At 56.1% G+C, this 26,284-nt stretch carries 21 protein-coding genes; 8 read left to right on the top strand and 13 right to left on the bottom strand.

Going from position 1 to position 26,284, the window contains the following annotated elements:
- Nucleotides 1–23 precede the first annotated feature (23 nt).
- Nucleotides 24–1,376: a metalloprotease PmbA gene (gene pmbA / locus FEM41_RS08125; RefSeq protein WP_138095505.1), complete on the bottom strand. Its 1,353-nt coding sequence runs from the start codon at nucleotides 1,374–1,376 to the stop codon at nucleotides 24–26.
- A gap of 125 nt (nucleotides 1,377–1,501) precedes the next feature.
- On the opposite strand from pmbA, the gene yjgA reads away from it, so the two are divergent.
- Complete coding sequence (yjgA, locus tag FEM41_RS08120) at nucleotides 1,502–2,047, top strand: ribosome biogenesis factor YjgA (protein ID WP_138095504.1); 546 nt, start codon at nucleotides 1,502–1,504, stop codon at nucleotides 2,045–2,047.
- A gap of 59 nt (nucleotides 2,048–2,106) precedes the next feature.
- Here yjgA and mpl read toward each other — a convergent pair whose 3' ends face one another.
- Nucleotides 2,107–3,477, bottom strand: a complete 1,371-nt coding sequence (gene mpl, locus FEM41_RS08115; protein ID WP_138095503.1) for a UDP-N-acetylmuramate:L-alanyl-gamma-D-glutamyl-meso-diaminopimelate ligase — start codon at nucleotides 3,475–3,477, stop codon at nucleotides 2,107–2,109.
- 172 nt (nucleotides 3,478–3,649) lie between these two features.
- On the opposite strand from mpl, the gene fbp reads away from it, so the two are divergent.
- Nucleotides 3,650–4,648 (top strand): class 1 fructose-bisphosphatase, encoded by a 999-nt coding sequence (fbp, locus tag FEM41_RS08110; RefSeq protein WP_138095502.1) that lies wholly within the window; start codon nucleotides 3,650–3,652, stop codon nucleotides 4,646–4,648.
- A 48-nt stretch (nucleotides 4,649–4,696) separates the two neighbouring features.
- Here the strand turns inward: fbp and yjfF are convergent, their stop codons facing one another.
- Genes yjfF through ytfQ form a run of 4 tightly spaced genes read right to left on the bottom strand, consistent with a single transcriptional unit; the run spans nucleotide 4,697 to nucleotide 9,214 of the window.
- Nucleotides 4,697–5,686 (bottom strand): galactofuranose ABC transporter, permease protein YjfF, encoded by a 990-nt coding sequence (gene yjfF, locus FEM41_RS08105; RefSeq protein ID WP_138095501.1) that lies wholly within the window; start codon nucleotides 5,684–5,686, stop codon nucleotides 4,697–4,699.
- The gene (gene ytfT / locus FEM41_RS08100) at nucleotides 5,673–6,698 is read right to left on the bottom strand and encodes a galactofuranose ABC transporter, ATP-binding protein YtfT (protein ID WP_138095500.1); all 1,026 of its coding nucleotides are present in this window, start codon (nucleotides 6,696–6,698) and stop codon (nucleotides 5,673–5,675) included. The genes yjfF and ytfT overlap by 14 nt, the downstream gene beginning before the upstream one ends.
- Before the next feature lie 10 nt (nucleotides 6,699–6,708).
- Nucleotides 6,709–8,208, bottom strand: a complete 1,500-nt coding sequence (locus FEM41_RS08095; RefSeq protein ID WP_138095499.1) for a sugar ABC transporter ATP-binding protein — start codon at nucleotides 8,206–8,208, stop codon at nucleotides 6,709–6,711.
- A 49-nt stretch (nucleotides 8,209–8,257) separates the two neighbouring features.
- A complete protein-coding gene (ytfQ, locus tag FEM41_RS08090) occupies nucleotides 8,258–9,214 on the bottom strand; it encodes a galactofuranose ABC transporter, galactofuranose-binding protein YtfQ (RefSeq protein ID WP_138095498.1) in 957 nt (318 codons plus the stop codon).
- Between the two features lie 306 nt (nucleotides 9,215–9,520).
- On the opposite strand from ytfQ, the gene ppa reads away from it, so the two are divergent.
- Complete coding sequence (ppa, locus tag FEM41_RS08085) at nucleotides 9,521–10,051, top strand: inorganic diphosphatase (RefSeq protein ID WP_138095497.1); 531 nt, start codon at nucleotides 9,521–9,523, stop codon at nucleotides 10,049–10,051.
- Nucleotides 10,052–10,421: 370 nt separating this feature from the next.
- Nucleotides 10,422–12,197, top strand: coding sequence for a sulfatase-like hydrolase/transferase (locus FEM41_RS08080; protein WP_241666579.1), 1,776 nt, complete (start codon nucleotides 10,422–10,424; stop codon nucleotides 12,195–12,197).
- A 58-nt stretch (nucleotides 12,198–12,255) separates the two neighbouring features.
- On the opposite strand, the gene FEM41_RS08075 is transcribed toward FEM41_RS08080, so the two are convergent.
- A complete protein-coding gene (locus FEM41_RS08075; RefSeq protein ID WP_138095495.1) occupies nucleotides 12,256–13,347 on the bottom strand; it encodes a zinc-binding dehydrogenase in 1,092 nt (363 codons plus the stop codon).
- Nucleotides 13,348–13,631: 284 nt separating this feature from the next.
- Between FEM41_RS08075 and FEM41_RS08070 the strand changes: the two genes are divergently transcribed.
- Complete coding sequence (locus FEM41_RS08070) at nucleotides 13,632–14,903, top strand: MFS transporter (protein WP_138095494.1); 1,272 nt, start codon at nucleotides 13,632–13,634, stop codon at nucleotides 14,901–14,903.
- Here FEM41_RS08070 and FEM41_RS08065 read toward each other — a convergent pair.
- The 4 genes from FEM41_RS08065 to tamA form a co-directional block, all read right to left on the bottom strand.
- On the bottom strand, nucleotides 14,894–15,889 hold the full coding sequence (locus FEM41_RS08065; RefSeq protein WP_138095493.1) for a LacI family DNA-binding transcriptional regulator: 996 nt from the start codon (nucleotides 15,887–15,889) through the stop codon (nucleotides 14,894–14,896). The two genes, FEM41_RS08070 and FEM41_RS08065, sit on opposite strands and share 10 nt — an antisense overlap.
- A gap of 131 nt (nucleotides 15,890–16,020) precedes the next feature.
- Nucleotides 16,021–16,368, bottom strand: coding sequence for a gamma-glutamylcyclotransferase family protein (locus FEM41_RS08060; RefSeq protein ID WP_138095492.1), 348 nt, complete (start codon nucleotides 16,366–16,368; stop codon nucleotides 16,021–16,023).
- A gap of 2 nt (nucleotides 16,369–16,370) precedes the next feature.
- Nucleotides 16,371–20,144 (bottom strand): autotransporter assembly complex protein TamB, encoded by a 3,774-nt coding sequence (gene tamB / locus FEM41_RS08055; RefSeq protein ID WP_138095491.1) that lies wholly within the window; start codon nucleotides 20,142–20,144, stop codon nucleotides 16,371–16,373.
- Nucleotides 20,141–21,910 (bottom strand): autotransporter assembly complex protein TamA, encoded by a 1,770-nt coding sequence (gene tamA / locus FEM41_RS08050; RefSeq protein WP_421805172.1) that lies wholly within the window; start codon nucleotides 21,908–21,910, stop codon nucleotides 20,141–20,143. Before tamA ends, tamB begins: the two co-directional genes overlap by 4 nt.
- 193 nt (nucleotides 21,911–22,103) lie before the next feature.
- On the opposite strand from tamA, the gene msrA reads away from it, so the two are divergent.
- Nucleotides 22,104–22,742, top strand: coding sequence for a peptide-methionine (S)-S-oxide reductase MsrA (gene msrA, locus FEM41_RS08045; RefSeq protein WP_138095489.1), 639 nt, complete (start codon nucleotides 22,104–22,106; stop codon nucleotides 22,740–22,742).
- 315 nt (nucleotides 22,743–23,057) lie between these two features.
- Complete coding sequence (gene paeA, locus FEM41_RS08040) at nucleotides 23,058–24,389, top strand: polyamine export protein PaeA (protein ID WP_138095488.1); 1,332 nt, start codon at nucleotides 23,058–23,060, stop codon at nucleotides 24,387–24,389.
- A gap of 63 nt (nucleotides 24,390–24,452) precedes the next feature.
- Here the strand turns inward: paeA and FEM41_RS08035 are convergent, their stop codons facing one another.
- Nucleotides 24,453–24,659: a DUF1107 domain-containing protein gene (locus FEM41_RS08035; RefSeq protein ID WP_000689228.1), complete on the bottom strand. Its 207-nt coding sequence runs from the start codon at nucleotides 24,657–24,659 to the stop codon at nucleotides 24,453–24,455.
- Nucleotides 24,660–24,969: 310 nt separating this feature from the next.
- Here FEM41_RS08035 and FEM41_RS08030 point away from each other — a divergent pair, with 310 nt between their 5' ends.
- Nucleotides 24,970–25,527 carry a YtfJ family protein gene (locus FEM41_RS08030; protein WP_138095487.1) on the top strand — a complete coding sequence of 186 codons (558 nt, stop codon included), beginning with the start codon at nucleotides 24,970–24,972 and terminating at the stop codon, nucleotides 25,525–25,527.
- On the opposite strand, the gene cysQ is transcribed toward FEM41_RS08030, so the two are convergent.
- Complete coding sequence (gene cysQ, locus FEM41_RS08025) at nucleotides 25,517–26,260, bottom strand: 3'(2'),5'-bisphosphate nucleotidase CysQ (protein ID WP_138095486.1); 744 nt, start codon at nucleotides 26,258–26,260, stop codon at nucleotides 25,517–25,519. The two genes, FEM41_RS08030 and cysQ, sit on opposite strands and share 11 nt — an antisense overlap.
- Nucleotides 26,261–26,284 lie beyond the last annotated feature (24 nt).

The following is a 26,284-nucleotide window of genomic DNA, read 5'->3' as shown; positions in this document are numbered from 1 at the left end:
GGCGGCCTTTAGGGAGTGGGAGCTTACTGCCCGGCGATTTTCATCTCCGGCAGCAGCACCGAACCACACTGAATATTGCTACGGGTTTCGATATCGTCGCCGGTGGTGACGATATTGCGCCACATATCCTTCAGGTTACCGGCAATGGTGATTTCACTCACCGGATACTGAATTTCACCGTTTTCCACCCAGAAACCGGCGGCGCCGCGGGAATAGTCGCCGGTAATGGCGCTCACGCCCTGGCCCATCAGTTCGGTCACCACCAGCCCGGTGCCCATCTCTTTGAGCATACCGTCAAAATCCAGGCCGTGGCCCGCAATGTGCCAGTTATGGATCCCCCCGGCGTGGCCGGTGCTGTGCAGCCCCAGCTTACGGGCGGAGTAACTGGTCAGCAGCCACTGCTGCAACACGCCGTCTTTCACGATATCGCGCTGTCTGGTCGCCACTCCTTCGCTATCGAAAGGTGTGGAAGCCAGCCCCTTAAGCAGATGGGGATGCTCTTCAATGGTGAGCCAGTCCGGCAGAATTTGCTGGCCCAGCACATCCAGCAGGAAGGTTGATTTACGGTAAACCGCGCCGCCGCTAATGGCCCCGACCAGGTGACCGAACAGACCCGTCGCCACTTCCGGCGCAAAGATCACCGGCGCTTTCATAGTAGAGAGTTTACGCGGCGCCAGGCGCGCCAGGGTACGACGTGCGCACTCTTCACCCACCCACTCCGGGCTCTTCAGGGCATCCAGCTCGCGGGAGATGGAATACGCGTAATCGCGTTCCATGCTGCCATTCTCTTCGCCAATCACGCAACTGGACAGCGAATGGCGCGACGAGCAGTAGCTCTGCAACATGCCGTGGCTGTTGCCGAACACCTTAATGCCGTAGTGGCTGTTAAAGCTGCCGCCTTCAGTATTGGTAATACGTTTATCCACTTTCAGGGCCGAATTCTCGGCGCGCGCCGCCAGCTCGATAGCCTGCTCGGGGTCGATCTCTGCCGGGTGGAACAGGTCAAGATCCGGCGCTTCAAAGGCCAGCAGATCCTTTTCCGCCACGCCCGCACAGGGGTCCGGCGAGGTATAGCGGGCGATATCGATAGCCGCCTGCACGGTCCTGTCGATAGCCTCCGGGCTCAGATCCGTGGACGAAGCGCTGCCTTTACGGTTCTGGTGATAGACGGTAATGCCCAGCGCGCCATCGCTGTTGAACTCAACGTTCTCCACCTCACCGTAGCGGGTGCTGACGCTAATACCAGTGGTTTTGGTCACTGCCACTTCCGCGCCGTCCGTACGCTGTGCCGCCAGCTCCAGCGCCTGCGTCACGGCCTGTTCCAGTGCTTTACGTTGTTGCGCTACCTGAGTGATTACTTTCATCGCCAATGCCATAATGTAAGGTGTGGGTCAGAGTCACGCCGACGGCGTGCCTAACCACAGGAAAATTAAAGACGTCTTTTTTGAGTCTAACAGAGAACTCTTTGCTAGTATTAGCCTCTTTTTTTGAGGAGCCTGAGATGACGAAACAGCATGAAGAAGAGTGGCTCGACGATGTGCCCGGCGACGAGAATGACGATGACGACGAGATAATCTGGGTCAGCAAAAGCGAAATTAAGCGCGACGCCGAAGAGCTGAAACGTCTGGGCGCCGAGATGGTCGACCTGGGGAAAAACGCCCTGGATAAGATCCCACTGGACGATGAGTTGCGCGACGCCATTGAACTGGCCCAGCGGATTAAGAAAGAGGGCCGCCGCCGCCAGCTACAGCTGATAGGTAAGATGCTGCGCAGCCGCGATGTGGACCCCATCCGTCAGGCGCTGGATAAACTGAAAAACCGCCATAACCAGCAGGTGGCGCTGTTCCACAAGCTGGAAGCGTTGCGCGACAGGCTGGTGGATGAAGGCGACGAGGCCATGACCGAGGTGCTGAATCTGTGGCCCCATGCGGACCGTCAACAGTTGCGTACGCTTATCCGCAACGCGAAGAAAGAGAAAGCGGCCAACAAGCCGCCGAAGGCGTCTCGCCAGATTTTCCAGTATCTGCGGGAACTGGCAGAGGAATAGTCATTGCCTGCTCCCCTCACCCCGGCCCTCTCCCAAAGGGAGAGGGGATCAATGCAGAATTACGCCTGCTGCGCTTTGGCGTCCAGGGCATCCAGCAGCTTCTGATGGATGCCGCCAAAACCGCCGTTGCTCATCACCAGAATGTAATCGCCCGGCTGGGCGCTTTTCACCACCATCTCCACCAACGCATCAACGTCAGCGCTCCAGTGCGCAGGCTGGATGCAGGCATCCGCCACTTCGGAAACCTGCCACGGGATGTGGTGCGGCTGATACAGAAAGACTTCGTCGGCACGGCCCAGTGAAGGGGCCAGATCGTCCTTGCTCACGCCCATCTTCATGGTATTGGATCGCGGCTCCAGCACCGCCAGGATGCGTGCGGTACCGCCCACCTTGCCACGCAGCGCCGCCAGAGTAGCCAGAATGGCCGTCGGATGATGGGCGAAGTCGTCATAAACCGTGACGCCATTCGCTTCACCGCGTACTTCCAGGCGACGACGGGCGTTAATAAAGCTGCCCAGGGCGCGGCCGGCTTCATCCGGCGCGACGCCCACGTGACGCGCCGCGGCAATCGCCATCAGGCCGTTATGCATATTATGCTCGCCCACCAGCTGCCAGTTCACTTCGCCGACGCGCTCGCCGTCCAGCCACACTTCCCAGTGGGAAGCATCCTGGCTCACCTTCTTCGCCTGCCAGTGGCCCTGTTCACCCACCTGCTCCTGTTCGCTCCAGCAGCCCATACCCAGTACCTGTTTCAGGTTGGCGTCGCTTTCCGGCCAGATAATCCGCCCCTGTCCCGGTACAATACGCACCAGATGATGGAACTGCTTCTGGATGGCCCGCAGATCGTCGAAGATATCGGCGTGATCGAACTCAAGGTTATTAAGAATCAGCGTGCGCGGACAGTAGTGGACAAACTTGGAACGCTTGTCGAAGAATGCGCAGTCATATTCATCCGCTTCAATCACAAAGAACGGGCTGCCGCCCAGCCGCGCCGACACATCGAAGTTGCCGGGAACGCCGCCGATGACAAAGCCTGGCTGATAGCCGCAGGATTCCAGAATCCAGGTGACCATGCCCGCCGTGGTGGTCTTGCCGTGAGTACCGGCCACTGCCACAACCCAGCGGTCGCGCAGCACGAAGTCGTGCAGCCACTGGGGGCCGGACATATAGGGAATGCCCTGTTCCAGTACCGCTTCCACGCAGGGGTTACCGCGTGTCATCGCGTTACCGATAATCACCATGTCCGGGCGCGGCTCCAGCTGCGCGGGGTCATAGCCCTCGGTTAACTCAATTCCCTGCTGTTCCAGCAGTGTGCTCATCGGCGGATAGACATTGTCGTCCGAGCCGGTGACCTCATGGCCCAGCGAGCGTGCCAGCATCGCCAGCCCGCCCATGAAGGTGCCGCAAATCCCCAGAATATGAATGCGCATAATCACTACCTTTGTTTGGTTCGGCGCACATTCTACCCATATGTCTGCGCAGTGGCACCTGATTTCAGGTTTTTCTGGTGTCTGCTGATGCGATTCACCTGAGCGCAGAGTGTTCAATGTTTGTTAAGCTAACCTCCACTTTTTTTTAACCGACTGATGCAGGGATCGTGTTATGAAGACGTTAGGTGAATTTATTGTTGAGAAGCAGCATGAGTTTCCTCATGCAACCGGTGAGCTGACCGCGCTGATCTCAGCGATAAAACTCGGCGCTAAAATTATCCATCGCGATATCAACAAAGCCGGACTGGTTGATATTCTGGGAGCCAGCGGCGCCGAAAACGTTCAGGGCGAAGTGCAGCAGAAGCTCGACCTGTTCGCCAATGAAAAACTGAAGGCCGCGCTGAAGGCCCGCGACATCGTGGCGGGTATCGCCTCTGAAGAAGAGGACGAAATCGTGGTGTTCGAAGGTTGCGAGCACGCGAAATACGTGGTATTGATGGATCCGCTGGACGGCTCTTCCAATATCGATGTTAACGTCTCCGTCGGCACCATCTTCTCTATCTACAGCCGCGTAACGCCGGTCGGCACGCCGGTTACCGAAGAGGACTTCCTGCAGCCGGGCAGCCGCCAGGTCGCAGCGGGCTATGTGGTTTACGGCTCATCCACCATGCTGGTCTATACCACCGGCTGCGGCGTCCACGCCTTCACCTACGATCCCTCCCTTGGCGTCTTCTGCGTCAGCCAGGAGCGCATGCGCTTCCCGGAAAAAGGCAACACATACTCCATCAACGAAGGGAACTACATTAAATTCCCGATGGGGGTGAAGAAGTACATCAAGTTCTGCCAGGAAGAAGATAAAGCGACCCAGCGCCCTTACACCTCGCGCTATATCGGTTCGCTGGTAGCCGACTTCCACCGTAACCTGCTGAAAGGCGGTATTTATCTCTACCCCAGCACCGCCAGCCACCCTCAGGGCAAGCTGCGCCTGCTGTATGAGTGCAACCCAATGGCCTTCCTGGCCGAGCAGGCGGGCGGTAAGGCCAGCGATGGCAAAGAGCGCATCCTGGATATTATTCCGGATAGCCTGCATCAGCGTCGCCCGTTCTTTGTCGGCAACACCCATATGGTGGATGACGTCGAGCGTTTTATTCGCGAATTCCCCGACGATTAATTTTCCCGGGTGTAAAGCCCCTCTCTCGTGAGAGGGGCTATCTTCAAATCACTCCGCCGTGGTTCGCGTCACCGGCGAACTCTGACGGTTTTCCCACAGTACGGTCAACCCGCGCTGAAGAGCGATAAACACAAACAGTAGAATGCCGATGGCGATTTTCGTCCACCAGGAGCTGAGCGTGCCGTCGAAGTTAATATAGGTTTGAATCAGCCCCAGAATCGCCACCCCGAATAACGTGCCCAGCACGGTGCCAACCCCACCGCTCAGTAGCGTACCGCCAATCACCACCGACGCGATGGCATCCAGCTCTACCCCGACGCCCGCCAGCGCATAACCGGCCTGGGTATAAATGGAAAAGACAATCCCCGCCAGCGTCGCCAGTCCGGTAGAAAGCATATAGATGCGGATGGTGGTGGCACGCGTTGAGATCCCCATCAGATTTGCCGAGGTTGCATTTCCGCCGATCGCGTAGACCTGGTTACCAAAGCGGGTACGGTGGGCAAGAAAAATACCGATAACCACCACGGCCAGCATCAGCAGCCCCATGGCGCTGAGTCTCCCGCCGCCGGGAATCTTCCATGCCAGACTGGAGAGCATATCGTAGACGGGATGATTAATGGGGGTCGAGGCTTCAGAAACCAGATAGCTGACGCCGCGCAGGAAGAACATGCCGGCCAGGGTGATGATAAATGCCGGGATCTTCAGCGCATCGATCAACAGCCCCATAAAGGCCCCGAAGGCGCAGCCCATGATCAGCACCAGTGAAAAAGCCAACCATGGCGATAACCCCCAGGTACCAATCACCTTAGCCAGAAAGACGCCGGTAAAAGCGATCACCGATCCCACAGAGAGATCGATACCGCCGGACAGAATCACAAAGGTCATTCCGACAGCGATAATTCCAAGAAAAGCGTTATCCGTCAGTATATTGCAGATAACCCGCGTCGTGGCAAAGCCTGGAAATTGCGTCAGGCAGTAGAGATAGCCCAGAACAAACACGCCCAGGGTTATCGTTAACGGCAAATTACGTTTTATCATTAGCGCGCCCCTTCTTAATCAGATTGATAAAGCGCGGCGACTGAACAATCAGCACGCAAAGTACTACCACGGCTTTCACGACCAGGTTAAGTTCCGGTGGAAAACCGGACAGCAGGATACCGGTATTCATACTCTGAATAATCAGCGCCCCAACCACCGATAGCGCCATATTAAAGCGCCCGCCCATCAGCGAACCACCGCCGATAACCACCGCCAGAATCGCGTCCATTTCCAGCCATAATCCGGCATTATTGGCATCCGCGCCGCGAATATCCGCCGCTACGATAACACCCGCGATCGCCGCACAGAGACCGCTCAGAACATAGGCCAGAATCACCATAGTTCGGGTTTTCACCCCGGCATTTTTGGCCGCCCGGATATTAATCCCCACCGCTTCAATAAACATCCCCAGCGCCGTTTTACGCGTAAGCAGCCAGAACAGCAGTAGCGTGACCAGCGTGATAATGACCGGCACAGGGAATAGCAGCAGCGAGCCGCTACCCAGCCACGCCAGGCTGGGATCGTTGAAGGTGACGATCTGGCCGGAGGTGATCAACTGCGCCACCCCGCGCCCGGCGACCATTAAGATAAGCGTCGCAACGAACGGTTGGATTTTAAGGACCGCCACCAGAATGCCGTTCCACAAGCCCGCCAGTACGCCAGAGCCCAGCGCCGCCAGTAACACCACGGAAAGGGGATATCCGGCCACCGTCATTGAGGCCGCCGTGGCGCCAGCAATGGCCATCACCGCGCCAACGGAAAGATCGATACCGCCCGTGGCGATCACCAGCGTCATTCCAATAGCCAGCAGCGCCACCGGCGCCGCACGGTTAAGGATATCTATCGGGCTGCCAAACAGGCGGCCATCCTGTAAGACAATCTGGAAAAAGTGCGGCGCCACAAGGCTATCCACCGCCAGAATCAGCAATAGCGCCAGAATTTGCGGCGTGCCTGTGGGCCAGTTGAAGCGCCGCTTCCGCTGCCCGGTTTGAGGTATCGTCGAACCCATCACGCGTTACTCCTTATGCCGCAATGGCCGTCATGATGGCGGGAACCGACAGCTCATGCAGCGGAATTTCTGCCACCTGTTGCCTGTCACGCATAATGATGACGCGATCGGCATAACCGACCAGCTCTTCCAGCTCGGAAGAGATCACCAGCAGCGCCAGGCCGTCGGCACAGAGCGACTCCACCAGCCGGATAATTTCCGCATGAGCGCCAACATCAATGCCGCGGGTTGGCTCGTCGAGTATCAGGAAGCGAGGTTTGGTCAGCAGCCAGCGCGACAGCAACACCTTCTGCTGATTGCCCCCCGACAGAAACTCCACCGGCTGTTCGGCGTTTGGCGTGCGAATGCCAAGCTGGCGTATAAAACGCTGCGCAATCGCATTCTGTTCTTTGCGGGAGATAGGCCTCAGCCAGCCACGCTGGGCCTGGAGCGCCAGCATAATATTCTCGCGCACCGACGCAGCGGCGATAATGCCGTCGGTTTTTCTGTCTTCCGGGCAAAAGCCGATCCCCTGGCAGGAGGCCTGCCAGGGCGACCGCAGTACCTGCGGCTTGCCTTTGATCTGCACGCTGCCGCTGTCCGCAGGCTTAATGCCGAAGATCACTTCTGCCGTTTCGGTTCGCCCGGAGCCCAAAAGTCCCGCCAGGCCGACAATCTCACCGGGACGAACCGCCAGATCGAAGGGAGCGACCGTCCCTTTCCGGCCATAATTTTTAAACACCGCAACGGGTTTATCGCTCAGTTGGGTGCGGCCCGCACGCCGTAAGGCGTTGTCCATCAGATCGCGCCCCAGCATCATTTTTACCAGCTCGATTTTCGGGAGAGAGCGGGTTTCGCGACAGCCCACAAAGCCACCGTTGCGCAACACGGTAATGCGATCGCTGACTGCGTAAACCTGGTCCAGGAAGTGCGTCACGAAGATCAGGCTAATGCCGCGATCGCGCAGCTGGCGCATCAGCGTAAACAGCCGTTCCACTTCTTGCGCATCCAGACTCGCCGTAGGTTCATCCAGGATCAGCACGCTGGCGGAAAGGGAGACCGCACGACAAATGGCGACTATCTGCTGCATCGCGACAGAAAACCGGTGCAGCGGCTCGCGGACATCGAGTGAAAAGCCATAAGAGGCCATAAGCTCGGTGGCGCGCGTCTCCATTTCTTTGCGCCTGAGCAGACCAAAGCGGCGGGGCTCGCGGCCAATAAACAGATTATCCGCCACCGACATATTCGGTAGCAGATTCACTTCCTGATACACCGTGCCGATCCCTAATTTCTGCGCGTGGGCGGTGTTTTTCGGTGAAATCGCGACATCATCCAGCCAGATGGTACCGCGATCGGGTTGATACACGCCGGTTAGCGCTTTGATTAGCGTCGACTTCCCGGCGCCGTTTTCTCCCAGCAGCGCCATAATCTCGCCGCGATTCAGGGAAAAATCGACGTTATCCAGTGCCTTTACGCCGGGAAAGGATTTGCTAAGGCCTTCGGTACGAAGGAGTGCCTGGTGTGGTTGAGTCATATTTTCCCCTCACCCTGGCCCTCTCCCCGACGGGGAGAGGGGAAAGGCTTTAGTAACCCATATTTTTCTTCTTCTCTAACTCCTCTTTCGCGGTATCCGGCAGGTAGAGGGTAGACTTTGTCATGGTCATCTTTTCTGGCAGGGTGCCATCTTTTTTGAACTTCTCCAGCGCATCGAACGCCGGGCCTGCCATGTCTGGCGTCAACTCCACGCTGGCGTTTGCTTCGCCGTCGATCATCGCTTTATAGATATCCGGTACGCCGTCGACCGAGCCAATCAGAATATCTTTGCCCGGCTTCAGACCCGCCTCTTTGATGGCCTGGATGGCGCCGATCGCCATATCATCGTTATGGGCATATACCATGCAGATGTCTTTGCCGTTGTTTTCCGCTTTGATAAAGCTTTCCATCACCTCTTTACCTTTGGTGCGGGTAAAGTCGCCGGACTGGGAGCGAACGATTTTGATACCGGGAGCCTGGCCGATAGCCTCTGCGAAGCCCTTCTTACGGTCGATAGCTACGCTGGCCCCGACGGTGCCCTGTAATTCAACAACGTTACACGGCTTGCCGTTGACCTGTTTTACCAGCCAGTCGCCAATCATTCGGCCTTCCAGAACGTTGTCCGCCGTCACCGTGGTCATATAGAGCGAGGGGTCTTTCACATCGATGGAACGGTCGAGCAGAATGACCGGTATTTCCGCGTCTTTCGCCTCTTTTAATACCGGTTCCCAGCCAGTTGCGACGACAGGCGCGATAAAGATAGCATCCACCCCCTGCGCAATGAACGAACGTACGGCCTTGATCTGGTTTTCCTGCTTTTGCTGACCATCGGCGATTTTCAGGGTAATACCGCGCTTCTGCGCTTCAGTTTTCGCCACGTTGGTTTCTGCCGCTCGCCAGCCGGATTCCGACCCGACCTGCGAGAATCCTACGGTTAAAGAAGAGGCTAACGCCATAGACGACATGGCTGCTGAAACGGCCGTCACAAGAAGTAAACGCTTCCACATATGAGCACCCCCGTCAGTTGTTAATTATTAGTTAAAATTCCGTGCGGACAAACTATAGCCAATAGGGGAAGTGGCTTATTGCGCCACTTCACATTTCAGCAATGTGAATAAATAGTTAAATAAAAATCTGTAAGCGCTTTCACTTTGTCAGGAAAAAAACTGACTGAGTTTATGGACTTTTGGGTTATGGAAACGGTCTGAAAACGGGTCATCAGGAGGCCGGAAACCAAAACAGGCAAAGACTTTCAGCACCAGTTAGCTATAATACCCGCCACGTGTTTGCTACACATTTCAAAGGAAACAGACATGAGCTTAAACAACGTTCCCGCGGGCAAAGATCTGCCGGAAGACATCTACGTCATCATCGAAATTCCGGCCAACGCCGACCCCATTAAATACGAAGTGGATAAAGAGAGCGGCGCCCTGTTTGTGGACCGTTTCATGTCCACCGCAATGTTCTATCCGTGCAACTACGGCTACATCAACCACACGCTTTCTCTGGATGGCGACCCGGTAGACGTGCTGGTCCCGACGCCGTATCCGCTGCAGCCGGGCTCCGTGATCCGCTGCCGTCCGGTTGGCGTTCTGAAAATGACCGACGAATCCGGTGAAGATGCCAAACTGGTTGCCGTACCGCACACCAAACTGAGCAAAGAGTACGATCACATCAAAGATGTGAACGACCTTCCGGAACTGCTGAAAGCGCAGATCACCCACTTCTTCGAGCACTACAAAGATCTGGAAAAAGGCAAGTGGGTGAAAGTAGACGGTTGGGACAACGTCGAAGCCGCGAAAGCCGAGATCGTCTCTTCTTTCGAGCGCGCCGCGAAGAAATAATTCGCGTGCGATGATATTCGTTATGAGAAACGCCGCCCATCCGGGCGGCGTTTTTTTATCCGGATCGCATTTCCCTTTATAAATAATAAACAAATCGTAAACGGGATTTAAAAATAACTTTACTACCCGAATAAAACTGAGTACCAGGCCATTCTTCGATGCATTCGTATAAATAATAACTCTGGTTTCAGTCAGATGCGCTCATTATAATGATCTGCCGTTCTTCCCGTCGTGCATGTTATTCATGCAGTAAAGGAAATGTAACCACCGGCTAATACATCTATAAAAACCAGGTATCTTCATGAGAAAGCTTTTTCTTTTTACATTACTTAATGTTTTGCTTTCAGCCCTTATTGCCGTCAGATATTTTATGGTACCTGGCGCGTCTGTTACCCTTTACGGCAGCGCCTTCTCCTTTTTGGCTGTACCGGCCCACTTCTTCTCGCTGTATCTGATTCTGTTTTTAATCTGTACACCGCTACTGTGGGTGAATAAATATGTCAGATACTCGTTGCTGGCCATCCTGTTCGGCTTTGCGCAAATCGCGCTTTATGTCGATACCATCGTCTTCGAACAGTACCGTTTCCATATCAATGAATCGGTGCTGATGATGGTGCTGTTTGGCCAGGTGGTGGATTTCTCGTTTGCCACATACCTGCTAATGGGCGCGATTATTATCGGGGTATTCGCGGCCGAATACCTGGCTGCGTGGAAAATTGACCGCAAACCGACGCAACGGATACGGCAGGGTGCCGCAAAATCCCGCACGCTGTTAACCACATCGCTATTCCTGGTGGGCGCACTGCTGGTCAGTAATATCGGCTATATGATCGCATTCTACTACGCCTGGTCCCCCGTGATGGTAGTGAAAGAGTATCTGCCGCTTTATTACCCTTTGACGTCAAAGAAAATCATGGGTTTCTTTGATAAAAACGGGCAGCGCCGCAATCTGCTGGCTAATCATAACGATCGGCAGCATATTCGTTATCCTTTACGGGAGCTGGTGATTAACCCGCAAAATAAAAAACCGGCTAACATTATGTTTATTGTGGTCGACTCCTGGCGTTTCGATACCTTTAATGAAGCAGTCTCTCCGAATACCTGGAACTTTGTTAAGCAGCATAACGGCGTCGCTTTTAATAATCATTACTCCACCGGTAACGCCACCCGAACCGGTATCTTTGGTCTGTTTTACGGCATCCCCGGCACCTGGTGGCAACCCTTTCTGAATAACAGCATTCCGTCGCTATTTGTCACGACCATGCAGAAAGAGGATTACAACATCGGGATATTCACCTCCGCCAAAGTGACCTTCCCGGAATTCGACCGCACGGCTTTCGCCACTATTAAAAACCTGCGAATCAATAGCGAAGGCAAGAGCACGCCAGAGCGCGACGCCCGCCTGACCGAAGACTGGCGCGAATGGTACCAGAAACGCGACGCCAGCCGTCCGACCTTTTCATTCCTGTTTTATGATTCGGCGCACGCCTATGATTTCCCGAAGGATGAGCCGCTGAAGTTCGGCCCGGTTAGCGACCTGAACTATATGACGCTGAAGAACGATACCGACCCAACGCCGCTGTTCAACCGCTACAAGCAGAGCGTGTATTACATCGACAGGCTATTACAACAAGTCTACGACCAGCTTGCCGCCTCTGGCGATCTGGACGATACGCTGATTATCCTGACCGGCGATCACGCCCAGGAGATGAACGACAATAAAATGGGGTTCTGGGGTCATAACGGCAACTTTACCGATGCCCAGACCAAAGTGCCCTTTATTATCGTCGGCGCGAAAAATGACCGCTGGCTGCGGGAAAACGCCGGTAAGCTCACCAGCCACGAAGATGTGGTGCCGTCGCTGATGAAGCACTATCTGCATGTCGACAACGATACCCGCGACTATGCCACCGGCTACGATCTGTTCAGCCAGATGCCGGATCGTAAGTGGCTGCTGATGTCCAGCTACAGCGCTTATGCCATACGCACGCCGGAAAATATCTATACCGTCAACGGCGTGGGGATGAGCCACTATCTGGACAGCCATAACCGCCAGGTGAGCGGCCAGCCGGATTACAGCTACGTCTACGAAGCCATGAACGAGATGAAATACTTTGTCGATCAGGGCGATAAAAAGGCGCAGTAGCGGTTACACGCGCCTGACTCTCTGGCCCCACCGTCTGGTGGGGCTTTGTTCTACCCCACTACTCCGCCTCCGGCACCAGCAGCACCTTCACCGCCTCCGGTGTCCCAAAGGTCTTAAACGCTTCCTGCCAGTTATCCAGACTGAATTTATGGGTGACAATCCCTTCGGCGGTCATCAACCCGCGGTGAAACAGATCGATAACCGTCTCGTAGCAGCCCGGGCCAAGGTGGGCGCCGCGAATATCCAGCTCCTTGCGATCGCCAATGATGGACCAGTCTACCGACGTTTCCCGGCTGAATACGCTGAACTCCACAAAGCGCCCCAGCTTACGAACCATCTGTAGCCCCTGGTTCACGGCGGCAGGATTACCGGTCGCCTCAATATAGACATCGCAGCCGTAACCTTCGGTCATCGCCTTCACCCGGGCGACCACATCTTCATCCAGCGCGTTGAGCACTTCGTCGGCACCCAACTGTTTTGCCAGCGCCAGGCGATGGGGCATGGTATCAATGACGATCAGCTTTTTCGGGGTTTTCAGCCGAATGGCCTGCACCATTCCCAGCCCCAGGGTTCCCGCCCCCGCCAGCACCACTACATCATTAAATTCAATGCTGGCGCGGTTAACGGCATGCACCGAACAGGCAAAGGGCTCGATCAGCGCGCACTCTTCCAGACTCAGGCTTTGGGGAATCTTATGAACCCGACTGGTGGGCTTAAACAGCATGTAATCCGCCATGCCGCCATCGGCATCCTGAGCCTGAAAGCCATAGATATCGTGCTTTTCGCACATCCAGTACTGCCCGGAGCGGCAGAAGCGACACTTGTCGCAGGGAACAATCTGTTCAGCAATGGCCCTGTCTCCTGGCGCGACACCAAAATGCTCTTCAGCGCCCGGTCCCGCCGCCACCACTTCCCCGTAAAACTCATGGCCCGCCACCACCGGCGTTTTCACATAGCGGGGAAAGGTCTCGTTACCCCAAAACATCGGCGCGCCGTGATAGCAGTGGAAGTCCGATGCGCAGATGCCGCAGGCGCCAATCTTCACCAGCAGCTCGCGCTCACCCGGCTGCGGGAGAGCAGCCGTTTCCAGTCGATAGTCTTCAGGGCCATGATTCACCAGCCGCTTAATGGTTGTGGGTAAAGTCGTCATAAATGCTGCTCCACACAGTGAGGTTATCATGTCATCTACGCTAAAATGTTTTCGTAAACATTTCCATGCATTACTCACCCTTATGTGATCGAAATAACAAATCAAAATAAATACTTTTTATATCAATAAAATAAACACAAGAAGCCACCAGCCAGTTCAAAAAAACATCACAAAATCCTGGATCGACATCATAAAAAACAGTCAAAAATGTTTACGTAAACATTTTGTACACTAGAGTAATCCCCGGACTGTTTATTCACATACCAATAACAACCGGGTGATTTATGAGCAGATTACCGACAGGCAACGATGCACAATGGCTGGGCATGCCCCTGCGCCTGACAGGCGGCTATATCGCACTGTTTTTGTTTATGGCCGGGGACGGTTTTGAGCTGGCGTTCCTTTCTAAGTATATTGTTTCTCTTGGCTTTTCACCCGCCAGTGCCTCTCTGGTTATCGCCGTTTACGGCCTGGTGGCGGCACTGGCCGCCTGGGGAACCGGCGTGGTGGCCGAAATCCTTACCCCGCAGAAAACCATGAAGATAGGCCTTGGGCTGTGGCTTATCTTTCACGTGCTGTTCCTCTGGCTCGGGCTACACCAGGCCAACTATCCGCTGATGATCTTCTGTTACGCCATACGCGGCATCGCCTATCCGCTGTTCTGCTACGGCTTTCTGATGATGATTATCCATCAGGTGAAAAAGGAGCAGGTCGCAGCGGCCAGCGGCTGGTTCTGGGCCGCCTATTCGCTGGGCATTGGCGTGATTGGCAGCGCACTGCCGGGGCTGATGATTCCGTGGATTGGCGAATTTAAGATGCTGTGGGTATCGCTGCTGTTCGTGGCTCTGGGAGGCGGCGTGGCGCTGGTGACGTTGCGCAACGTCACCACCCCTGAATCTCTTGCCGGGCGCAGTCATAAAGAACGGTTAAGGGAGTTGCCTATGGCGCTGACCCTGCTGAGCCGTAACCGGAATATCGCCCTGTCATTTGTGGTACGCATCATTAATCAACTGGCGGTGTTCGGGTTTTCGGTGGTGATGCCGTTCCAGTTTGTACGGGTGGGTTTTACGCTGTCGCAGTGGTTGCAGACCTGGGCCGTTTTCTTTGCCAGCACTATCGTCTTCAACATCTTCTGGGGCGTGCTGGCGGAACGGCTGGGGTTGTTGCGTATTATCCGCTGGTTCGGCTGTGTGGGTTGCGCCGTAGCCTGCCTGGCGTTCTACCACGTTCCACTGGCCATGGGGCCGAATATGCTGGCTGCTGTGGGTTGCGCGCTGGCGTTGGGCTTTTTTATGTCGGCTTTTGTCCCCATGACCGCGCTATTCCCCGCGCTGGAGCCGCATCACAAAGGGGCGGCAATTTCGGTCTATAATCTGGCCGCCGGACTGAGCAACTTTGTGGGGCCAGCCATTGCCACTCTGGCACTGCCGGGGCTGGGCGTTCAGGGAGTGGTCTATATCTACAGCGCGCTCTACCTGGGCGGCGCCGTGCTAACGCTGTTTATTGGCCGTCAACTTGAGCGAGTCGCGCAGATCAGGAGAGTCACTCAGCGGTGATTTTTAAGAAAGCCGTTAATCACCGTGCGCCGCTGCCAGGGCCGCCCTTCAATTGCCGAGATCAGGTTTTCAGCAACCACGGTGGCCCACTGCTCGTAGTCGTGCACCACGCAGGTATAAAACAGTCCGAAGTCTTCGGCATTGGGGATTTCATCAATCGACAGGAAATCAACCTTTGGAGACAGAGACCAGCGCACGGCCACGTTGCTGGCCGCCAGCGAAATAGCGCCGTTAATGCCGACGATAGCGTCGTAGTCGATAGACCCGCAAGAGAAGTGGTTGGCGATGATCTCCTTCGCCGCATCGTAACGATAGTCGGCGTAGAGTCGGGTTACGCGAATGTCGCCCGGGATATTATCGCAAATGCTGGTTACTCGTTCCCGGGTAATGCGCGACTGTTCGCCGCCGCCAACAATCAGGATATTGCGATAACCCTTTTCACGAATAACCGAAGCTATCAGCTCGCCCGCACGCTGGTCGTTCACACACACCGCCGGTAGCGAGGTATCAAACTGGCGATCCAACTGAATAAGCTGGGTCGCGGAGTTTTTCAGAATATCCAGGTGGCTACTGTCGTAATCCGGCGCATCGCTGATGGCGGAAAGCACCACCCCGGCCGCCTTGTAGCTGACCAGAGTATTCACGGCCCTGGCTTCGGATTCCCGGCTGCCGCGCGTGGTAAAAATCATTACCGAATAGTCGCGCTCTTCGGCGTGGCGGCACAGCTCCTGAATCACCCAGCTATAGCTTTGGTTAAAGGTGTCATCGGTGACGATGCCAATAACCGGACTCTGGGCGTTCTTGATGTTTTGGGCGAACACGTTGGGCACGTAGTTCATCTGACCCGCTATCTGCAAAATCCGCTCGCGAGTCTGCGGCTTCACCTTTTCCGGGGCGGTAAAGGTGCGCGAAACGGTAATGCTGCTCACGCCTGCAAGGCGGGCGATATCTGTAATGGTCGGAGATTTATTATCAGACGCTTTCATAACCAGAGAGTTACCGGGCACCAAAGGAGGTGCAGTATATCATTGAACGCCTGACGAGCCGCGGCGCAGACAAGAAAAAAGCGACCGTGCCTAAGCACGGTCGCTCTGGATTATCCGCAGAGACTGACTGCTCATTTATACTTATCGCGATCGATCCAGTCTCCACTTTCAATGAGCGTCAGACCCCCTACCGGGCGCTGGTAGACATACATCCACGCGCTACCGTAAGGCGTCTGAATCAGCTTTCGCTGATATTCGCCCCCCTGGGTACGTAAATCGTCAAGCTCGGCCAGCGTAGAGGCATCCACCCGGTAGACTTCGCCATAGACTGAACCATCACCCGGTACCGCCCCAGGATAGTGCCCCAGGCTGTACAGTTGGTAACCCTCAAGACTAAAGCTGCCCAGTAGCTGTGCGTTGGTCATCCAGTGGCTGTTGCCCTGTTTGTGCCGTAAACTGCCGTAGACAAATATTCGCATTGCTAAAACTCAAACTGATAGAGCAGATCCAGTGCCTGATCCAGTCCAGACACCGCTTCCAGATACAGTTTAGGCATCAGACGGTAACGTAGCGTCAGCGTCGCCAGCGAATCAAAAATGCCCATACCATATTTCACCTGCAGGCCCGGTAACACATAGCCACTGACCACCACCTGGGACGAGTCACCCACCCCTTCGGTATCCAGCGCCAGATTACTCACGCCAAAGGTTTCGCCGATTTTACCCACAACCTGACCACTCTGTGCAACCCCCAGGCCAATTAGCATTGAAGTCATGGCCTGACTGTCGGTACCGGAAGAATCCAGACCCTGGCCACGCAGCAGGTAAGAGAGCGCCTCCTGCTGGGAGAGAACCGGGTCGGAGAAGACCTCCACCTTGGGTTCATCCGCAGAGCCGGTAACCCGCACCCCGGCGGTCACATCGTCTTCGGTGGCATCCGGATTTCGGATTGCCTCGATATTCAGCAGCGGCTGATCCGGCGGTCCGGAGAACAGCAGCTCCCCTTTACGCACCAGCAGATCCTGGCCATAGGCGTGGAAACGGCCTTCCGGAATATTGATCTGGCCATTCAGACCCAACCCCTGTTTATCCTGAGCCACTTTCAGATCGCCGTTAAGTTTCGCTTTCAGCCCGAAAGCATCCAGCCGCACGTTATCACCTACGTGGATATTCAGGTTGCTGTTGATCGGGATCCCGGCGCTGACCGCCTCTTTGGGTTTGAGATCTTTATCCAGCATCACTTCGTCGCTGGAGACCCCTACCGCGCTTTCCGGCAGCTCCTGTACCGTGATCCGCGCCCAGGGCACATCCACGTTACCATTTAGCGTGAACAGGCTGGGGTTGGCTTCAAACACCACATCCGGCGACACGTCCAGCCGCACCATCGGCGGCACGGTGACCCGCACCCGGTTGCCCTTCGCCGCCACCCTGGCACGCCAGTTATCAAGCTGGCTCCAGTCGGCGTCGCCGCTCAGATTGATCTGGCCACGACCGGTACGCACCACGCCCTGCAGGGTGGAACTCATGCCGTTAAAGGCCAGTGACAGCTCGCTGGGCTCCATATCGAAAGGCATAAAGTTGCCGTCGATATCCAGATTACGCAAGCGCAGATCGCCAAACATTTGCGGACTCTGGGCATTGCCCCCCAGCCGCAGATTAGCGTTCAGATTGCCTGCCGCTTTTTCGCCGCGCGAGAAAATAGCATTCGCCATTGCCAGCGAAAAGTCGCGAATATTAATGTTACCGGCCAGGTTTCGCTGACCCATGGGGTCGCTGACCTGCACCTGACCGTCGAACAGGCCATTGTTGGCGATGCGGAGAGTCCAGCCCATCTGGGCGCGATTATTGCGCAGCTCGGCATCCAGATTCAGGGTATCGAACGCCACCGGCAGCGGGTTGTTATTCACCTCCTGCACGACCTTGACGCCACGCCCCTGTAAGGTCACTTTGCCCTGAGGCAGACCGCCTTCGCTATTCCAGGTCACGTCAGCGTTACCGCTGAATACCCCGCTGGCCTGGGTGGTCTCCGGCATAAATGGCTTGAGCATCGCCAGGTCAAAGCGGTTAAGATTCACCACCGCGTGGCCGCTGGCTCCGGCCTCAATAGTCTGAGGTACGCAAAGCTCAGCATTCGGGTTATTCCAGCAGTGAGGCCCGACGCTGACCTTCTGCTGCTGGTTGCGGTAATCGAGCGCAATAGCGCGCGACAGCGACCAGGGGCCGACCGGCGTATCAAAGCGTGTATCGCTAAGTTGCCCCTGCCAGCGTTCGGCTTTACGGTCAAAGCTACCGCTCAGGCGCAGCTGGCCGGAGACCGGTTCTCCCTGGATTCTGAGCTGTAGCTGGTGCTGTTTCTCATTCCCCTTTGCATCCATGGTTACCTGGCTGATATCCAGGCCCGGCTGTTTCACGCTATCTACCTGAAGCGAGAGGTTCCCGGCAATCTGGTCGCTGGAGGTGACATCCCCCAACAGCCGTACGCGATTGATGGAAAGCTCCTGCCAGCGCAGGCCGTTAGCGGTGAGATCCGCCAGCACCTTCGGCGCCTGCAGATTACCGCGTAGCTGAATCATCCCTTTGGCCGTACCGCCCAGGCCGGGCAGCGCGTTATCCAGATTAGGAGCATCGATGCTGGCGTCCAGCGCCATGGCTTTATCGCTCACCTGCCCCTTCACGTCGGCGCGGTTATGGCCCAGCGCCACATGCAGGCCCGGAATATCCCACTGCATATAGCTGTTGCCTTTGAGCTGACCTTCAACGTTAACCGGGTTCTGCTTCACGTTGCCGCTCAGCTTCAGCGTCGGCACTTCCATCTGCCAGGTTCCGCCGTACAGACTGCCGCGGGTTTTCACCAGGCCATTCAGCCTGGCCGGCCAGTCCGGATACTGCTTCGCCGTGTTGATGCCGTCCAGATTCAGCTCGCTGCGCCAGCTGATGGCCTGCTCCCAGTCCAGCACCGCTTTAAGATCGATATTGCCCTGTAGCGCCGCCACTCGCAGCTTATCCAGATTGATCTGGCGCTCGTTGCCTTTCGCATTCAGGGTGATGGTGGCGGGCGGCACCTGATCGCCCTTCACTGCGGTACGGAACGACAGCAGATAGTCGGTCGCCTTGCCGCTAAGCTTCAGATGGAGGTCGTCCGCCTGGTACTGCTTCGCCCCGCTCAGAGGCCAGTAGAGCTGCGGACTGTTAATTTCGACGTTGAGCGGCAGCCCCGCCTCCGCCAGCCTGGCATCGGCCTTCAGCGCGACCGCCACCGGCCCGCTCAAATTAAGCCCCAAATTCAGGGTGTCGCGTAGCGCGCCGCCCACTTTCAGCTTGATCTTCTCACCCTTAAGCGGCTCCACGTTCAGCGCACTATCCAGGGTGATATCCACCGGCCAGTTGCCGCGCAGCTCGGCGCCGCCGCTGGCGGTCACCTTGCCCTGATCGGAATCGATATCCAGAGTGTCGATCTTCATATGCCCGTCACTGCTGCTTACCTTCAGCAGCAGGTTATGCACCATCAGATCGGTATCGCCAGTCATGCGCAGTTGTTCGCCCTTGAACGACTGGATATTCAGGTTGACCGGCAGATGCACATCGGTCATTTCCGGCAGCAGCGGTTTGGCGAACATCTGGCGTAGCGTCTCGCCCAACGGCGGCGCATTGGGATCCGGTTTTTCTACCGGTTCCACCACCTGTTCCTGCGCCACATCGGCGGCTTTCGGGAGTGCTATCAGCAGCCCTTTCAGCGAGGTAGGGGTCAGCGTCAGGTTACGCTGCTCCCACGCCATGCCCGACGAGAAATCCATCACCGATACTGTGGTGTCGTCAATTTTAATATTGACGTTATTCAACGCCAGGCGGCTGAGGGTTATGGGGTAAGGGGTGCTGAGATTGAGCGGCCCGCTCTCTTCCGGCTCCGGCGGCGAGGCAGAAGGCGGCATCTTTTTGGTATCCACCACCACATTGACATCGCGCAGGGAGATATCGTTAACGCACAGGCTGGAGTTCCACAGGCAGGCGGGCTTCAGCGCAAAATGAAACTCACCGGCGCGTACCGCCACGCCAGGCTGTTGATAGCTCAGCCCCTTTACTGACAGATCGCGCCAGCCGCCGGTGACCTGAGCTATCTCCAGCCCCGGCACCCAGCGATTGGCAGCCTTAAAGATCAGATGCAGACCCGTAGTGGTCCCGACCAGAAAGGCCACGCTGCCGAAAATCACCAGCAGAACCACCAGCACCGCGAGGCTTATCTTCTTCCATCGACTCATAATTCAGGCCCCAGACCGATGTAGAACTGCAAACCATGCTCCTCGTCATCCCCAACCGGCACCGCGAAGTCCAGCTTGATGGGGCCAACCGGCGACTGCCAGCGCACCCCGACACCGGCGCCGGTCTTGAAGTTACTACGTTTGATATCATTCACCGCCTCGCCGCCATCGACGAAGACGGCGCCCCACCATTTGCCGGTCACGTTGTACTGGTATTCCACCGAGCCGGTGGCCAGTTTGGAAGCACCGGTCAGCTTGCCTTCGCTGTCTTTAGGCGAGATCGATTTGTAGTCATAGCCGCGAATACTGCGATCGCCCCCGGCAAAGAAACGCAGGTCCGGCGGCACCATATTGAAGTCATTGGTTTCGATCCATCCCAGGTTGCCGCGGAAGACAAAGCGGTGACGATCGTACAGCGTGCGGATCCAGACGTTCTGGGCCTGCATCACGATAAAGTCGACGTCAGAGCCCCACATGGTGTTGGAGTAGTCAACGGAATAGCGCTGGGAATCGCCCCAGGTGGGCATCAGACCACCGCGCGAACGGGTACGGCTGATGCTGGCGCCAGGGTAAAGCAGCATGGTGGTGTTGGTGATTTGCCCCTGGGTAAAGTGGTCGAGACTCCAGCGCAGGTTCAGCGCCTTGTTCCAGCCGCTCTCGTTATCCCAGTTGCGCGACACCGCAAGCGTGGTGGAGTCCGCTTCGGTATCGTTCAGATCGGTACGCTTAAAGCCGCCCTGCACCGTGTAGTACTGCTCCAGCGGGCTTTTCAGCAGCGGGATCTTATAGCTAAAATCGAGGATCTGCTCCGGCGAGGAGACGCTGGCGCTGGTGGTAAAGCTGTGGCCTCTGGAGTTGACCCACGGTTTTTTCCAGGTGGCTTTCACCCGCGGCCCCACGTCCGTGGAGTAGCCGATCCCGGTTTCGATGGTGTTGCTGCTGCGCGGCGTCATCACGCCATTCAGGGGCAGGATTTTGGTTTTACGCGATTTTTCGAAATCCGGCGCCACCACCACCGAGTTAAACCAGCCGGTGGCGGCCAGTCGCCGGTTCAGTTCCGCCAAATCGCTGGAGCTGTAGTAGTCCCCTTCTTTGAAGGGCACCAGCTTATCGAGATATTCGGTACGAATCTGTGAGCCCTGGAAATTGACTTTGCCAAAGCGATAACGTTGACCACTGTCGTAGTCGAAATCCCAGAAAGCCTGATGCCGGTCGAGAGAAACCCCCAACTGGCTCTTTTTAAATTCGCTGTCGAAGTAGCCACGGCGCAACGCAATGCTGGTAAAACCTTTTTTAAAACTGTCGTAGTCGCCGTGATTCAGCACCGTGCCCTCTTTCGGGCGCTTTTTCAGATGAGCCAGGTAGGCTTCATCCGTGCGGGCGCCGCCGCGCAGAATCACATTGGTCCCACCAATGCGAATCGGCTCACCGGCGTTGACATGAACCTGCAGCACCTGACGGCCCCCATTCGCAGGGGGTGGCTGCAGATTGAAATCGATTGTCGGCTCATAGTAGCCCAGCGCCTTCAGCCCCTCACGGATGGCGTCATCCACGCGCGCCTGGAAACGTCTGTCAGGCGTGACCTCATCGCTCTGGATGGTAGATAGCTGCGCCCGGACGTTTTTTTCCAGCTCTCCGCTAAGTCCCTCAACCTTTAGCCTCACGCTGGCGGCGTTCGCCAGGCCGCTGATCAGCCACAGGCTGGCCAGACAAATAATTCGAATTCGTGGCACGTATTCTCCTGATATCCCTTGTCTCCACTCCATGAAAAAGCGTCTCGCCACTCCACGGCGTCGCAAAACCCCAAAGCCAGGGGGTTGAAAAATTATCGATGCCCCAAATAATTCTTATAGTTTAAGGATAACCCGATTGAAGCGTTTATTGTCCGCAAATGGGCGCCGGGTTACAACCTTACAACGCCAGTCTGTTCATTTTCTTACTCTCTTCGGGGGCAACACCGTGACTCTCTTTGATAAAACCCACCTTGTGGCACCGTCGGAAGCGCTACCAGGCCGTAGTACACCTATGCCGGTTCCAACGCTGAATACCGTCACCGGCCACTCGATGACTAACGTACCGGAAGGCATGGAGGTCGCGCTGTTCGCGATGGGCTGCTTCTGGGGCGTGGAGCGCCTGTTCTGGCAACAGGAAGGCGTTTACAGCACGGCGGCGGGCTACACCGGCGGCTATACGCCTAACCCCACCTACCGCGAAGTGTGCAGCGGCCAGACCGGCCATGCCGAAGCGGTGCGGGTGGTTTACGATCCCAAAATCATCAGCTATGACCAACTGCTGCAAATTTTCTGGGAAAATCACGATCCGGCTCAGGGCATGCGTCAGGGCAACGATAACGGAACCCAGTATCGTTCCGCGATCTACCCTTTAACGCCGGAGCAGGAAAGCGCGGCCCAGGCCAGCCTGGAACGCTACCAGCAGGCGATGATTCAATCCGGCGACCAGCGTACCGTCACCACCGAAATCGCCCACGCCACGCCATTCTACTATGCCGAAGAGGAGCATCAGCAGTACCTGCACAAAAATCCATATGGATACTGTGGCATTGGCGGTATCGGCGTCTGTCTGCCTCCTGCCAGTTGAGCCACTGGCGGCCAGAGGGGAGCCCCTGCTATAATGCAGGGCGTTACCCCGCGATATCGATGGCTTTGTTGATGTGACATCGCGGGGGAGCATTAACCGGCTATAGTCTCCTTCGGCCGGTTTTTACGTGTTTACCCGTCATACTTCAGGCTGCCGATGCGTTGGCTGCGCTTGCTCACCCCAGTCACATAGTACGGCTATGCTCCCGGGGATTCACAAGCTTGCCGCCTTCCTGCAACCTGAATGATTTAGGGTAAAACTCACACGGATTATCAACTTCCCTTCCGAGGATCTGGCCAGACGGCCGGATAAGATATGTTAAACAGTATTTTACTGATACTTTTCCTGATCGCTGTCAGTGCGTTCTTCTCGATGTCCGAGATCTCGCTGGCCGCTTCCCGTAAGATTAAGCTGAAACTGCTGGCAGACGAAGGCAATGTTAACGCCCAGAAAGTGCTGGCGATGCAGGAGAACCCCGGCACCTTCTTTACCGTGGTGCAAATTGGCCTGAACGCCGTCGCCATTCTGGGCGGTATCATCGGCGATGCCGCGTTCTCCCCGGTCTTTCGCGAGGTGCTCGACAACTTCGTCTCCCCTGAACTCTCTGAGCAAATCAGCTTTATCCTCTCGTTCTCGCTGGTCACCGGCATGTTTATTCTGTTCGCCGACCTGACCCCGAAACGCATCGGTATGATCGCGCCGGAAACTATCGCGTTACGGATCATCAACCCGATGCGCTTCTGCCTGGTGGTCTTTAGCCCGCTGGTGTGGTTCTTCAACGGCCTGGCTAACTCCATCTTTCGCCTGTTTAAGCTGCCTATGGCGCGCAAAGACGACATCACGCCGGATGACATTTACGCCGTGGTGGAAGCCGGGGCGCTGGCCGGTGTGCTGCGAAAATCAGAACATGAGCTGATCGAAAACGTCTTCGAGCTGGAATCACGCACCGTGCCTTCGTCCATGACTTCCCGCGAGAACATCATCTGGTTCGATCTGCACGAAGACGAACAGAGCCTGAAGACCAAAATCGCCGAACATCCGCACTCCAAATTCCTGGTGTGTAACGAGGATATCGACCACATCATCGGCTATGTCGATTCGAAAGATCTGCTGAACCGCGTGCTGGGCAACCAGAGCCTGGCGCTGACCAGCGGCGTACAGATTCGTAATACGCTGATCGTGCCGGATACCCTGACGCTTTCCGAAGCGCTGGAAAGTTTCAAAAGTGCCGGTGAGGACTTCGCCATCATCATGAACGAGTATGCGCTGGTGATGGGGATCATTACCCTGAATGACGTAATGACGACCCTGATGGGAGATCTGGTAGGTCAGGGCCTGGAAGAGCAGATTGTGGCCCGCGACGAAAACTCCTGGCTGGTGGAAGGCGGAACGCCCATCGACGACGTGATGCGCGCGCTGGATATCGATGAGTTTCCACACTCTGACAACTACGAAACCATCGGCGGCTTTATGATGTATACGCTGCGTAAGATCCCCAAGCGTACCGATTCGGTGAAGTATGCCGGTTACAAGTTCGAGGTGGTGGATATCGACAACTTCCGCATCGACCAGTTGCTGGTGACGCGCCTGGACAAGCGAGCCACGCCGCTACTGCCCAGACTGCCTGACGAACAGAGTGTCTCCTGACGCCAGAAACATCAACGGCCCCAGCGGGGCCGTTTTACTTCACTCCATTCATGCTCCGAACGGTTATGCCATCTCTGTCTGTAGACGCATAACCTGACGGTTGACTTCGGACATGACAGATAAGTGAAGCTTATCTTTCACTTTCGGGATCAGGATCTTACCTTTATCAAACTCGAAAGCGCCAACATCCTTGATATACAACCGTCCACGGAACAGGATCTTCACGTACTTCGCCACCTGAAGCGGGTTGTAACGTTGGAAAATTTTCATTCTCAATTCTCTCCTGCTTTTGGGTCTACGCCTCGCGGTGCCAGACCTGGCTAACCGACATAGTGAGACGTAAATTTTAGTGCCCGAAGACTATAGACCATAAATCACAGGGCACCCAGTCTGCCTGATGTTATTTACCGTTTTATTACACTTTTTCAGAGCTTTCTTTTCAGTTCCCCACAGAACTCAGAATAACGATCCAAATATTTCAGAATGTGTGCGCCGCCCCCCAAACTGGCATTAACCTTGCGTGAAAGGGGTTGAAAGCGGGCATATGCTTTAGTGACGCGCTGAAAAAAGAGGAACCGCTATGTCGCTACGTACCGTTCTACCCCTGTTCTGTCTGCTGCTGCCGGTTATCGCTGGCGCCCATAATCTGGAAAACGGCCAACGTGTGGCTCCGGTGGGTATAACGGACCGTGGGGAACTGGTGCTCAACCAGGATAAGTTTAGCTACAAAAACTGGAACAGTAGCCAGCTAATTGGAAAAGTGCGAGTGGTGCAACATATTGCCGGACGCGCTTCGGCAAAAGAGATGAATGCCTCACTGATTGAAGCCATCAAACAGGCCAGACTGCCGAAGGAGCGCTACCAGACCACCACCATCGTCAACACCGACGACGCCATTCCCGGCACCGGTATGTTTGTGCGCAGCAGCATTGAGGGTAATAAAAAGCAGTACCCCTGGTCGCAGTTCGTGGTAGATGACCAGGGACGGGTACAGCAGACCTGGAAACTGGAGTCCGGCGGTTCAGCTATTGTGGTGCTGGATAGCGACGGGCGGGTGCGCTATGTCAAAGATGGCGCCCTGAGCGCTCAGGAAGTGCAGCAGGTGGTCGCCCTGCTGCATCAGCTGGTTAAAAAATAGAGACCCGGAAACCCGGATTCAGGAAGGATTCACGCGGTGTGTAGTCCAGGGGCCGCCCCTGCCAGTCGTTAACATGTGCTCCGGCGGCCACCGCCACCGCATGGCCCGCAGCGGTATCCCAGATATTGGTCGGCCCGAAGCGCGGGTAGAGTTGCGCCTTACCTTCCGCCACCAGGCAAAACTTCAGCGACGAGCCAATCGAAGTGGTCTGATGTTCGCCCAGTTGCTGGAGGTACTCATTCAGTTCAGGATCGTTGCCATGGGAGCGGCTAATCACCACCAGCGGCGGCTTGCCGTCGCGAATATGGATGGGGTTATTCACCCCGCCCTCTTCCTTCCAGGCCTTCCCTTCCGCCGCGCTGTACATCTCTTTCAGCACCGGAGCATAGACCACCCCCATTACCGCTTTGCCGTTCTCGATAAGGGCAATATTCACGGTAAACTCGCCGTTGCGCTTCAAAAACTCTTTGGTGCCATCCAGCGGATCCACCAGCCAGTAGCGCTGCCAGCTCTGACGTTCGTCCCAGCTCTGGGGCGCCTCTTCTGACAGCACCGGGATCTCCGGCGTCAGCTTTTGCAGCCCTGCCATAATGATTTCGTGCGCGGCGATATCCGCCGCCGTCACCGGTGAATCGTCTGATTTACTGCTGGCTTCCAGCGGCTGCTCCCCGTTGTAGACCCGCATAATGGCATCGCCGGCCTCCCGCGCGAGCTGGCAAATATTCTCTAACATCGTTCACCTCGTGTTGTGTTGCCT

The organism is Jejubacter calystegiae, assembly GCF_005671395.1.
Taxonomy (GTDB): domain Bacteria; phylum Pseudomonadota; class Gammaproteobacteria; order Enterobacterales; family Enterobacteriaceae; genus Jejubacter; species Jejubacter calystegiae.
The sequence above is the reverse complement of the archived record's forward strand: the minus strand, read 5'-3'. Positions and strand labels throughout refer to the sequence as shown.

Coding starts and splice junctions, on each gene's coding strand:
- pmbA (WP_138095505.1), bottom strand. CDS start 1,376: ATGGCATTGGCGATGAAAGTAATCACTCAGGTAGCGCAACAACGTAAA.
- yjgA (WP_138095504.1), top strand. CDS start 1,502: ATGACGAAACAGCATGAAGAAGAGTGGCTCGACGATGTGCCCGGCGAC.
- mpl (WP_138095503.1), bottom strand. CDS start 3,477: ATGCGCATTCATATTCTGGGGATTTGCGGCACCTTCATGGGCGGGCTG.
- fbp (WP_138095502.1), top strand. CDS start 3,650: ATGAAGACGTTAGGTGAATTTATTGTTGAGAAGCAGCATGAGTTTCCT.
- yjfF (WP_138095501.1), bottom strand. CDS start 5,686: ATGATAAAACGTAATTTGCCGTTAACGATAACCCTGGGCGTGTTTGTT.
- FEM41_RS08095 (WP_138095499.1), bottom strand. CDS start 8,208: ATGACTCAACCACACCAGGCACTCCTTCGTACCGAAGGCCTTAGCAAA.
- ytfQ (WP_138095498.1), bottom strand. CDS start 9,214: ATGTGGAAGCGTTTACTTCTTGTGACGGCCGTTTCAGCAGCCATGTCG.
- ppa (WP_138095497.1), top strand. CDS start 9,521: ATGAGCTTAAACAACGTTCCCGCGGGCAAAGATCTGCCGGAAGACATC.
- FEM41_RS08080 (WP_241666579.1), top strand. CDS start 10,422: ATGGTACCTGGCGCGTCTGTTACCCTTTACGGCAGCGCCTTCTCCTTT.
- FEM41_RS08075 (WP_138095495.1), bottom strand. CDS start 13,347: ATGACGACTTTACCCACAACCATTAAGCGGCTGGTGAATCATGGCCCT.
- FEM41_RS08070 (WP_138095494.1), top strand. CDS start 13,632: ATGAGCAGATTACCGACAGGCAACGATGCACAATGGCTGGGCATGCCC.
- FEM41_RS08065 (WP_138095493.1), bottom strand. CDS start 15,889: ATGAAAGCGTCTGATAATAAATCTCCGACCATTACAGATATCGCCCGC.
- FEM41_RS08060 (WP_138095492.1), bottom strand. CDS start 16,368: ATGCGAATATTTGTCTACGGCAGTTTACGGCACAAACAGGGCAACAGC.
- tamB (WP_138095491.1), bottom strand. CDS start 20,144: ATGAGTCGATGGAAGAAGATAAGCCTCGCGGTGCTGGTGGTTCTGCTG.
- tamA (WP_421805172.1), bottom strand. CDS start 21,910: ATGGAGTGGAGACAAGGGATATCAGGAGAATACGTGCCACGAATTCGA.
- paeA (WP_138095488.1), top strand. CDS start 23,058: ATGTTAAACAGTATTTTACTGATACTTTTCCTGATCGCTGTCAGTGCG.
- FEM41_RS08035 (WP_000689228.1), bottom strand. CDS start 24,659: ATGAAAATTTTCCAACGTTACAACCCGCTTCAGGTGGCGAAGTACGTG.
- FEM41_RS08030 (WP_138095487.1), top strand. CDS start 24,970: ATGTCGCTACGTACCGTTCTACCCCTGTTCTGTCTGCTGCTGCCGGTT.
- cysQ (WP_138095486.1), bottom strand. CDS start 26,260: ATGTTAGAGAATATTTGCCAGCTCGCGCGGGAGGCCGGCGATGCCATT.